We start from the raw sequence: 11,254 nt of genomic DNA, 5'->3' as shown, positions 1-11,254 counted from the left end.
AAACTACCGGGATTGGCACGCGCAATCCTGACGAATGGGCGAGTTTGCATATGCAATCGCTTATGCTTTAAAGGTATTTAATTTGTTACATGAATATCATTAAGCTATATCGCAACGGACCACCGATTCATTCACAACCACCAATCACTGACCGCCACCGCCCGCCAGCCGGACCGATCGTATGAACTCAGAACGCGATGTTCTGGTTTTTTGATTCAAAGGGGAGCGGTATGGGGAGCTACAAGCAACACGCGCTGTACACGGCGATTTTGTCAGCCAATTTGCTGACCGCCGTGGGTTTCAATCCTGTCTTCGCGGCCGAAACCTCGGCTACCGATGCACCCAAGCTCGACACCGTGATCGTCACCGGCACCCGGGCCCAGGAGCGCACGGCCAGTGCTTCGCTGTCACCCATCGATGTGATTTCCGGCGATACCCTGCGCAGCACCGGCTCCGATGAGCTGGGCGCCGTGCTGGCGCGGCTGATTCCGTCGATCAACTTCCCGCGCCCGAGCCTGGTGGACGGTGCTGAGCTGGTGCGTCCTGCGCAGTTGCGTGGCTTGTCGCCAGATCAGGTGCTGGTGCTGGTCAATGGCAAGCGTCGCCATACCAGCGCGTTCGTCAACCTGGGCGGTGCGGTGGGTCGCGGCTCGGCGCCGGCGGACTTGAATGCGATCCCGCTGTCGGCGGTAGACCATATCGAGGTGCTGCGCGATGGCGCTTCCGCGCGCTACGGCTCGGACGCCATTGCCGGGGTGATCAACGTGATCCTCAAGCACGCCGACCATGGTGGCTCGATCTCTACCAAGTTCGGCGAATACAAGAAGGGCGACGGTATCCAGCGTAATGTCAGCGGCAATACTGGCCTGGCGCTGGGCGATAACGGCTTTATCAACCTCTCGGCCGAAGGTGCCGATAACGATTACACCAACCGTGCGGGAGATGATTACCGCCCAGGCAGTGTCGGCTCCACCACCTACGGCCAGCGCGTGTTCCGCCAGGGCGAGCCGGCCACCAATGAGGGCAAGTTCCAGTTCAACTCGGAATATTCGTTCAACGATGCCGCCGAGTTCTACACCTTCGGCGGCTACAGTAAGCGGCGCGGTGAGACGGCGGCGTTCTACCGGGCGAGCAACGCTTCCAATAACATCCCGGCGCTCAACCCCAACGGTTATCTGCCGCTGATCAAGGGCAACCTGGAAGACACCTCGCTGGTGGTGGGCCTGCGTGGGCTGTTGGCCTACGACTGGCATTACGACCTGTCGGCCAACTACGGCAAGAACCAATACGAGCTGGGCACGGAAACCATCAACACCTCCCTGGGCCTGGCCACGCCGCGCAAGTTCGACAACGGCACCCTGAGCAACGACCAGAAGCAAGTCAGCCTCGACCTGTCCCGTGAGTTCGACGTGGGCTTGCTGCCATACCCGGTCTCCGTGGCCTTTGGCGGTGAATACCTGCGCCAGGGTTACGAGATTGAAGCGGGTGAACCGGCGTCCTGCTACCAGACCGGCAGCTCGGGCCTCGGTGGCTTCCGTGATGCCGACGCCGGCAGCAGTTCGCGCCACAACTGGGCCCAGTACCTGGACCTGGAAACCAACTTCACCGAAAAACTCAGCGCATCGGCCGCCGTGCGGCATGAGGATTACAGTGACTTCGGTTCCAATGTCAGCGGCTCGCTGTCGGCCCGTTACGACTTCACCCCGCAGGTGGCCTTGCGCGGCAGTATCTCCAACGGTTTCCGCGCACCGTCCCTGGCGCAGCAGAACTTTGCGTTTACCTCGTCGCAATTGATCGGCAGTGATATCCGCGAGGCCGGCACCTTCCCGGCATCGAGCCAGGTGGCCCGCCTGCTGGGCGCGGAGGACCTCAAGGCCGAGAAGTCGCGCAACTACAGCCTCGGCCTGGTACTGGAGCCTGCCGACGACCTGACGGTAACGGTGGACGTGTACCGCATCGATATCCGCGACCGTATCAGTCTGTCGTCCAACCTTAACCTGGACCCGGCCACCCAGGCCTATCTGCGCGCCAATGGTGTCGGCAATATCAACTACACCACTGCCCGCTACTTCACCAACGCCACCGACACCAGCACCGACGGCGTCGACCTGGTGGCCAACTATCGCTATCAGTTCGATAACGGCATCCGCTGGAACAGCACCGTGGGCTACAACTACAACCACACTCGGGTGACGGACGTAAAGCCCAACCCGGCCATCCTCGACAGCCTGGGTGCCAACCTGGTGCGGGTAGACCGTCGCGAAAAGAGCGGTTTGCTGGGCGATACCACGCCTGAGCACAAGCTGAGCCTGGGTAACGACTTCACATTCGGCAATTGGGCGCTGCACAGTAACCTGGTGCGCTATGGTGAATTCACCAGCTACCAGGCCGACAAGGTCAACGACCAGACCTTCAAGGCGGCCTGGGTCCTGGATTTGTCGGCGGACTACAAGTTGAAGAACTGGACCTTCACCCTGGGCGGCGACAACGTCACCGATAAATATCCGGAGAAGGTCAACGCGTTTGCCAGCAGCGGTGGGAATTTGGCCTATAGCACTTTTTCGCCATACGGTTACAGCGGTGCGTTCTATTACGGTAAAGTTGCCTACAACTGGTAAAGCACAGGAGACCTAAGCGATTTGCCATGACCGTTATTGAATCCGATCTTTTGCAATTGGCTTACCCTCCGCGGCTCGATCTTGGGCCGCAACTCACTCACGAACAGTTGATGAGCTCGATGCAGGCCACTATGGCGCGGCATAAGGGTGGGCCGGTCTGGTTATTCGCTTATGGTTCGCTGATCTGGCGCCCTGAATGCTCCTCGACCGAGCGGGTGCGGGCACGGGTCCACGGTTATCACCGGGGCCTGTACCTGTGGTCTCACGAGCATCGGGGGACACCGGAGTTGCCGGGGTTGGTCTTTGGTCTGGATCGCGGCGGCTCTTGCAGCGGGTTTGCCTACCGTTTGCCGGACGATCAGTTGGAGGCTTCGCTGTACGCCCTGTGGCAGCGCGAGATGCCTTACCCGTCCTACCGGCCACACTGGCTCAGTTGCCGTCTGGAAGATGGCAGTACCGTACAGGCGCTGGGGTTTGTGTTGGAACGGCACTTGCCCAGCTACGCCGGTAACTTGCCCGATATCGTGCTGAACCATGTGCTGCAAAGCGCTTGCGGGCGTTACGGCACCACTCGCGATTATGTCGAGCAGACCGTCAACGCCCTGCGTAGCCACGCCATGCCAGATAAGAACCTGGAGGCGCGGCTCAAGCGCTGTGCAAAGGATTGCCCAGGCGGTTAACGCGCCGAGCTGACGCTGTTGGTGTGCCACAGGGTTGGGATCAGGAAGGCGATTGCCAGCAGGCACGCGCCGATCAGCAGCACGAAACCACCGTCCCAGCCGAAATGGTCCACGGTGTAACCCATGGCCGCACTGGCTGCCACCGAGCCGCCCAGGTAACCGAACAGGCCGGTGAAGCCCGCAGCGGTGCCGGCGGCTTTCTTCGGTGCCAGTTCCAGCGCCTGCAGGCCGATCAGCATCACCGGGCCGTAGATCAGGAAGCCGATGGAGAACAGCGCGATCATGTCGATCATCGGGTTGCCCGGCGGGTTGAGCCAGTACACCAGGGTCGCCACGGTCACCAACGCCATGAACACGATGCCGGTCAGGCCACGGTTGCCACGGAAGATCTTGTCCGACATCCAGCCGCACAACAGCGTGCCCGGGATACCGGCCCACTCATAGAAGAAGTACGCCCACGACGATTTATCCACCGTGAAGTGCTTGGCTTCTTTCAGGTAGGTCGGTGCCCAGTCCAGTACCCCATAGCGCAGCAGGTAGACAAACACGTTGGCGAAGGCGATGTACCACAGCATTTTGTTGCGCAGCACGTACTTGACGAAGATTTCCTTGGCGCTGAATTCGTCTTCGTGGCTGGCGTCGTAGCCTTCCGGGTAATCGTTCTTGTATTGCTCGATTGGCGGCAGGCCTACCGATTGCGGGGTGTCGCGCATGGTGATGAAGGCAAAGGCCGCGACCAGCAACGCCACGGTGGCCGGTACGTAGAACGCCGCGTGCCAGTCGTTGAACCAGGCCATGCCCAGCAGGAACAGCGGGCCGATCAGGCCGCCGCCGACGTTGTGCGCCACGTTCCACACTGACACCACGCCGCCGCGTTCTTTCTGCGACCACCAGTGCACCATGGTCCGTCCACTTGGCGGCCAGCCCATGCCCTGGGCCCAACCGTTGATGAACAGCAAAATGAACATCATGGTCACGCTGGACGTCGCCCAAGGTGCGAAACCGAAAATGAACATCACCCCGGCGGAAACCAGCAGGCCGAAGGGCAGGAAGTAGCGCGGGTTGGAGCGGTCGGACACCAGGCCCATGAGGAACTTGGACAGGCCGTAGGCAATCGCGATGGCCGACATCGCCAGGCCCAGTTCGCCGCGGGTATAGCCCTCGTCGATCAGGTAAGGCATGGCCAGGGAGAAGTTCTTGCGCAGCAGGTAGTACCCGGCGTAACCGAAGAAAATACCGGCGAAGATCTGCCAGCGCAGGCGTCGGTAGGTACTGTCTATTTTTTCTTCAGGCAGGGGCGCCTGATGTGCGGCAGGACGAAAGAAAGCAAACATTCAAGAGCTCCAGATTTCTTGTTTTGACTGCGGATGCGAATGTTACAGTTTCGTTACCGAAAATAGCATCGCCTCTTATCTGTAAACAACAAGAAATGAACCCTAATGAATGTTCCCTTACGAACACCGGAGATCAAAATGTGTGAGGGGGGCTTGCCCCTCCCACATTGACCCTATTTCAAATTTTTTATCGAGTCTGGACGACCACTTTACCAACCGCCTTGCGCTGCCCCAGGTCATTGATTGCCTGGGCGGCCTGTTCCAGCGGATACACCTGCGACACCAACGGCTTCAACTTGCCCTCGCCGTACCAGGTGAACAACTGCTGGAAGTTCGCCGCATTATCCTGCGGCTGGCGCTGAGCGAACGAACCCCAGAACACCCCTACCACCGCCGCGCCCTTGAGCAGCGCCAGGTTCACCGGCAACTCCGGAATGCGCCCGCTGGCAAACCCCACCACCAGCAAGCGGCCGTTCCAGGCGATGGCGCGGATGGCCTGGTCAAACAGGTCGCCCCCCACCGGGTCGTAGATCACATCGGCGCCATTGCCGTCCGTGAGGCGCTTGATCTCGTCTTTCAGGCTGGCTTCGCTGTAGTTGATCAACTCATCGGCGCCGGCGGCCTTGGCCACCGCGAGTTTGTCGGCGCTGCTGGCGGCGGCGATCACACGGGCGCCCATGGCTTTGCCGATTTCTACGGCGGCCAGGCCCACGCCACCGGAAGCGCCGAGTACCAGCAGGGTTTCGCCGGCTTGCAGGTTGGCCCGTTGCTTGAGTGCGTGCATCGACGTGCCGTAGGTCATGCTGAACGCGGCGGCGGTGTTGAAATCCATGCTCGGCGGGATCGGCAGTACGTTATAGCCCGGCACCGCGACCTGTTCGGCAAAGCTGCCCCAGCCGGTCAGCGCCATGACCCGGTCACCGACTTTCAAGTGGCCGACTTTTTCGCCCACTTCACTGACCACGCCTGCCGCCTCGCCACCCGGCGAGAACGGAAAGGGCGGCTTGAACTGGTACTTGCCCTCGATGATCAGCGTATCCGGGAAGTTGACCCCGGCCGCGTGCACGTCCAGCAGGATTTCGTTCTTCTTGATCGCAGGGCTTGCGACATCTTCCAGCACCAGGGTTTCGGCAGGGCCGAAGGCTTTGCACAGCACAGCTTTCATCGGACTATTCCTTTTGGCGTCGTGGCCGATAAGTGTAGGAGGGTACGCCCGTGGGTCAACGAGCATGCCCAGGCCTGATAAGCCGCCATAAGCTTGTGCTCTGCCTTGCTAGCGTTATGCTACCCGGCAACCGAATGTGAGGAATGAACTGTGAAAGCGTGGATCCTGTTGATGCTGGCCCTGACCTTGCCGATGGCGGCCCAGGCCGAAGAAGCCAAAGAAGGCGAGGCGCCGAAGGTCAGCTATATCAGCCTGAGCCCGCCGTTCGTGGGCAACTACGGCCTGGATGGCACGGCGAAACTCAAGGTGTTCAAGGCCGACATCGCCCTGCGCGTGACCGGCACCGAAGCGGCCGCCGCCGTCAAAGCCAACGATGCGTTGATCCGTAACCAGTTGGTGGCGCTGTTCACCCAGCAGACCAATGAGGCGATGAGCACCGTCGAAGGCAAGGAAAAACTGCGCCAGGAAGCGTTGAAGCAAACCCAGCAAGTGATGAGCGATGAGACCGGCAAGCCGGTGGTGGAAGACCTGTTGTTCAATAACCTGATCATCCAATAAGTCGCTACGCGACTATCGGGGGCAAGCCCCCTCCCACAGTTGGAATGCGATCAAATGTGGGAGGGGGCTTGCCCCCGATGACGGCGGTACAGGCGCCTCAGGACGCCAGGCTTTTCCTGAACCGCGCCAACGCCACCACAAAAAACACCAACCCAATCCCCGCCAGCGCCAGCAAGTCCGGCCACACCACGCTCACCCCCGCATCACGAAACAGAATCGCCGCACTCAAACTCACAAAATGCGTCGACGGCGACCCCTGCATCACCCACTGCAACCACTCGGGCATGCTGTCCAGCGGCGTACTGCCGCCTGAGAGCAACAGCATCGGGATAATCACCGGAATTGCCAGCAGGCCGAATTGCGGCGTCGAACGGGCGAGCGTGGCGAGGAAAATCCCCAGCGCCGTGCTGGCAAACAGGTACAGCGCTGTCACGAACAGGAATAACCCCAGCGATCCGGCCAGTGGTACACCGAGCAAGCCTCTGACCACCACCTCCAGCGACAGCCAGGTGCACAGCACCACCACCAGCATGTTGCTCCAGATTTTTGCCAGCATGATTTCCAGCGCCGTCAGCGGCAGCACCAGCAGGTGGTCGAGGGTGCCGTGTTCACGCTCACGCAGCAGGGCAGTGCCGGTGAGGATAATGGCGAGGATGGTGATGTTGTTGACGATCTGGATCACCGCCAGGAACCAGCCGCCCTCCAGATTGGTGTTGAACAGCGCCCGGGTAGTGAGCTGCGCGGGTGCCCGGCTGGCGGCATCGGCTTGTCCGCTGTAGGTCAGCAGTTCCCGCTGGAAAATCCGCCCGATGTAGCCCGCCCCCATGAACGCCTGGCTCATCGCCGTGGCATCCACATTCACCTGCACCCCCGGCTGGCGCCCCGCCAACAGGTCAGCCTGGAAGTTCGCCGGCACATTGATTACGAAGGTGTACTTGCCGCTGTCCATGACCCTGTCCAATTGGTCATAGGCCAACGGTGCAGGCGCCTGGAATTCGGGCGGTTGCAGCGCTTCGGCCATCTGCCGTGAGAGGGCGCTGTGGTCTTCATCGACAAACGCTACGCTGGCATTGTGCACACCGATCACCGAACCGGCGGCGGGCATATAGATGGCGACGGTGAAGGCGTAGAACAGAAACAGCAGCAATACGCTGTCGTGGCGCAGGCTGGTCAGTTCCTTGATTCCCAGCCGCAGAATGTGCGCGAACTTATGCATCAGGCCTCCTGCTTCTTGAGCATGACCAGGCTCAGCCCGGTAAACCCGACGAAGAACCCGAACAGCGCCAGGCACTGGGGCCACAACTGGCGCAGGTCCAGGGCCTTGGTGAAGGTGCCCACGGCAATATCCAGGAAGTGCCCCGCCGGAAACAGCATACCCATCAAGGCCGCCGCGCCCTCCAGGGACGAGCGCGGCACGATCAGCCCGGAGAACTGGATCGTCGGCAAGCTGGTGATGATCATGGTGCCGAGGATCGCCGCGATCTGCGTACGGGTGAAGGCCGAAATCAGCAGGCCCATGCTGGTGGTCGCCAGCACGTAGAGCAGGCCGCCGAACGCCAGGGTGAGGGCGCTGCCCTTGAAGGGTACGCCGAACAGCCAGCGGTTCATCGCCACCAATACCGCCAGGTTGACCAGGCTCACGGCCAGGTACGGTGCCTGTTTGCCGAGCAGGAACTCCAGTCGGGTCAGCGGCGTGGCGTAGAAGTTGGTGATCGAGCCCAACTCCTTTTCGCGCACGATGCCGAGCGCGGTGAGCATGGCCGGGATAAATGCCAGGATCAGCGCCATCACGCCGGGGCCGATGGCATTCACGCTGACCACGTCCTGGTTATAGCGAAAGCGCGTTTCCAGCCTGGCGGCGGCCGGGGTGTTGCGCGGCAGGCTGCTCAGTTCGGCCAGTTGCTGCAGGTTCTCCTGATGCACGGCCTCGACATAGTTACGGCTGGTTTCCGCGCGAAACGGCATGCCGCCGTCCAGCCACGCGGCCACCGTAGGCTGGCGGCCGGCATAGAGATCGCGACCAAAACCCGGCGGGATCTCCAGGGCCAGTTTGATTTCTGAACGTTGCAGGCGTCGGTGCAGTTCAGTCGAGTCCTGGATCGGCGCTTGCTCGGCGAAATAGCGCGAACTGCGAAACGCCTCCAGGTAGGCGCGGCTTTGCGGCGTCTGGTCCTGGTCGTAGACGGCGAAGGCGAGGTTTTCCACATCCAGGGAAATGCCATAGCCGAAGATCACCATCATGAACATCGCCCCCAGCAGGGCGAAGGCCATGCGCACTCTGTCGCGCAGCAGTTCCTTGCCTTCGCGGCTGGCCACGGCCACCAGGCGGGCCAGGCTGAACCCACGTTTACTCATGGGCGGTGTGCTGGTTTCGCTGACAGTCTTGGCGGGCACGGTAGGCTCGGCTTCGCCCTGGGCGTGCTCCAGGCAGGTGACGAACGCCGCTTCCAACGTATCGCCGTGGAATTGCTGTTGCAGCGCATCCGGCGTATCGCAGGCCAGCACCTTGCCCGCGTGCATCAGGGAGATGCGGTCGCAGCGCTGGGCTTCGTTCATGAAGTGGGTGGACAGGAAGATGGTCACGCCTTGCTCGCGGGACAGCTCGATCAGCAATCGCCAGAAGTCATCCCTGGCGGCCGGGTCGACGCCCGAGGTGGGCTCGTCGAGAATCAGCACTTCCGGACGATGCAGCACCGCCACCGCCAATGACAAGCGCTGGCGCAGGCCCAAGGGCAGCTCGCCGGACGGTTGCTCGGCGACGTCACCGAGGTCGAAACGCTGGATCAGCTCATCGATGCGCGGGCCGCTGTCCGCCTTGGGCAGGTCGAACAGTTGCGCATGCAGCACCAGGTTCTGGCGCACGCTGAGTTCGCCGTACAGCGAGAAGCTTTGCGACATGAATCCCACGCGCTTGCGGGTGGCCAGGTCCTTGGCGTTCACCGGGTTGCCCAGCAGCGTCGCGCTGCCCTCGGTGGCCGGCATCAGCCCGGTGAGGACTTTCATGGTGGTGGTCTTGCCGCAGCCGTTGGAGCCGAGGAAGCCGAAGATCTCGCCGCGACCAATGGCGAAGCTGACCTTGTTCACTGCGGTGAAATCGCCAAAACGCAGGGTCAGGTCATGGGCCTCGATGGCGATATCGGTGTTGTCGCTTTGCCTCGGCGGGATCACCAGCGGCTGGTTGTCGTGAGCGCTGTCACCCTGGAAGTGGGTGAAGGCTTCGTCCAGCTTGCCGCTGGGTGTCGCGGCGGCCAAGTCGCTGCTCAGGCCATCGGCGATCAGCTTGCCGCGATCGAGCATCAGGCAGTGTTCGAACTGCTCGGCCTCTTCCATGTAGGCCGTGGCCACCAGCAGCGTCAGTTGCGGGCGTTCGCTGCGTACGCTGTCGACCAGTTCCCAGAAGCGCCGACGTGACAGCGGATCGACGCCGGTGGTGGGTTCGTCGAGGATCAGCAGGTCCGGGTCGTGGATCAGCGCGCAGCACAAACCGAGCTTCTGCTTCATGCCGCCGGAGAGCTTGCCCGCCGGGCGTTCGGCGAAACGCGCGAGGTCGGTGGCCAGCAGCAGGTTGTGCATGCGCTGGTCGCAATCGGCTTGGGACAGGCCGAACAGCGTGGCAAAAAAGCGGATGTTTTCGCTGATGGACAGCTCGGGGTACAGGTTGCCGCCCAAACCCTGGGGCATAAAGGCAATGCGCGGGTACAGGCTGTTGCGGTGGCGGCGATCTTCGATGGCGCCGCCGAGCACCTGCAACTGGCCGTCCTGGAGCTTTTTAACCCCGGCGATCAAGCCCAGGAGGCTCGACTTGCCTGCGCCATCCGGGCCGATCAACCCGCAGCGCGTACCAGCCGGCAGGCTGAAAGCGATATCAACCAGGGCCTGTTGCTTGCCGTAGCGATGATTGATCCCCGTGGCCTGCAGCGCCAGGGCGGTCATTGCAGGTTGGCCGGCCAGTCAATGTCAGCCGTGCGCACATAACCGGCGCCGGGCATGCCCGGTTTGGCCTGGGGCACGGCGCTGGGTTGGGTCAGGCGCAGTTTGACGCGGAACACCAGTTTCTGGCGTTCGTCGCGGGTTTCCACTTCCTTGGGGGTGAACTGGGATTTGGCGGCGACGAAGCTGATCCTGGCCGGCAGCGGCTGGTCGGGCAGGGCGTCGAGCAGGATGCGTGCGTCGCTGCCGACGGTGAGGCGGCCGGTCACGGAAGCGGGCAGGTAGAGGTTCATGTACTGATCATTAGGATCGATCAGTAGCAGCACGCGGCCACCCGCGCCGAGCACTTCGCCGGGCTCGGCCAGGCGCAGCTGGATGATTCCGTCGATGGGCGCGCGCAGGCTGCTGTCGTCGATCTCGCTGGTGAGCTGGGCGACCTGGGCCTGGGCGGCGCCAATCGCGGCTTTCACCGAATTGACCTGGGCCTGGGCGGCAGTCACCGCGGCGTTGCCGGTGTTCTGCCGGGCTTGCTGCTGGTCGATCAACTGGCTGCTGGCGAAGCCGCGCTTGTACAGCTCCTGGGTGCGCTTGAGTTCCTGGTTGGCCAGCAATTGTTCGCTCTGGCGCAGTTGTACGTTGGCCTCGGCAGCGGCGAAGTTTTCCTTGGCGCGCAGCACTTCGGCCTCGGCCTGGGCGCGTTGGGCTTCGAGGGTGCGGGTGTCCATGCGCGCGAGCAGTTGGCCTTTAAGCACCTTATCGCCTTCGTCCACCCGCACTTCGGCCAGGCGCCCGGGGATCTTGGCAGCGATCTGCACTTCGGTGGATTCCAGGCGCCCATTGCCCATGCTCAGGCCTTCGGGCAGGCGGTCCTGGGTGGAGCGCCAATAACCGAAGCCGCCGGCACCCAGCAACAGGGCGATGAGGGCAACGGCGAATAGGCGGGAGGTGTGGTGGTTCGTCGACATGGCT

8 protein-coding genes are annotated in these 11,254 nt (G+C 62.0%); 3 read left to right on the top strand and 5 right to left on the bottom strand.

The annotated features are described in order from the left end of the window. The first annotated feature begins 230 nt into the window (after positions 1-230). Together AC3WP7_RS11095 and AC3WP7_RS11090 are read left to right on the top strand one after the other, a co-directional pair. Positions 231-2,618 (top strand): TonB-dependent receptor plug domain-containing protein, encoded by a 2,388-nt coding sequence (locus AC3WP7_RS11095; RefSeq protein ID WP_102592405.1) that lies wholly within the window; start codon positions 231-233, stop codon positions 2,616-2,618. Between the two features lie 26 nt (positions 2,619-2,644). Further along, positions 2,645-3,298 carry a gamma-glutamylcyclotransferase gene (locus AC3WP7_RS11090; protein WP_093514087.1) on the top strand — a complete coding sequence of 218 codons (654 nt, stop codon included), beginning with the start codon at positions 2,645-2,647 and terminating at the stop codon, positions 3,296-3,298. Here the strand turns inward: AC3WP7_RS11090 and glpT are convergent. Next, positions 3,295-4,632, bottom strand: coding sequence for a glycerol-3-phosphate transporter (gene glpT, locus AC3WP7_RS11085; protein ID WP_025857408.1), 1,338 nt, complete (start codon positions 4,630-4,632; stop codon positions 3,295-3,297). The genes AC3WP7_RS11090 and glpT overlap by 4 nt on opposite strands. Positions 4,633-4,819: 187 nt before the next feature. Then, on the bottom strand, positions 4,820-5,797 hold the full coding sequence (locus AC3WP7_RS11080; protein WP_071490458.1) for an NADPH:quinone oxidoreductase family protein: 978 nt from the start codon (positions 5,795-5,797) through the stop codon (positions 4,820-4,822). A gap of 150 nt (positions 5,798-5,947) precedes the next feature. Between AC3WP7_RS11080 and AC3WP7_RS11075 the strand changes: the two genes are divergently transcribed. Then, positions 5,948-6,355 carry a flagellar basal body-associated protein FliL gene (locus AC3WP7_RS11075; protein WP_093120488.1) on the top strand — a complete coding sequence of 136 codons (408 nt, stop codon included), beginning with the start codon at positions 5,948-5,950 and terminating at the stop codon, positions 6,353-6,355. A 97-nt stretch (positions 6,356-6,452) separates the two neighbouring features. On the opposite strand, the gene AC3WP7_RS11070 is transcribed toward AC3WP7_RS11075, so the two are convergent. The 3 genes from AC3WP7_RS11070 to AC3WP7_RS11060 are packed head-to-tail and all read right to left on the bottom strand — an operon-like array spanning position 6,453 to position 11,250. Beyond that, positions 6,453-7,571 (bottom strand): ABC transporter permease, encoded by a 1,119-nt coding sequence (locus tag AC3WP7_RS11070; RefSeq protein WP_092241763.1) that lies wholly within the window; start codon positions 7,569-7,571, stop codon positions 6,453-6,455. Continuing rightward, on the bottom strand, positions 7,571-10,288 hold the full coding sequence (gene rbbA / locus AC3WP7_RS11065; RefSeq protein WP_102592406.1) for a ribosome-associated ATPase/putative transporter RbbA: 2,718 nt from the start codon (positions 10,286-10,288) through the stop codon (positions 7,571-7,573). Before rbbA ends, AC3WP7_RS11070 begins: the two co-directional genes overlap by 1 nt. Then, positions 10,285-11,250: an HlyD family secretion protein gene (locus AC3WP7_RS11060; protein WP_093120494.1), complete on the bottom strand. Its 966-nt coding sequence runs from the start codon at positions 11,248-11,250 to the stop codon at positions 10,285-10,287. Before AC3WP7_RS11060 ends, rbbA begins: the two co-directional genes overlap by 4 nt. Positions 11,251-11,254: the final 4 nt, after the last annotated feature.

Source organism: Pseudomonas sp. FW305-3-2-15-C-LB1, assembly GCF_058787615.1.
This window is presented reverse-complemented; position numbering and strand designations above follow the sequence as displayed.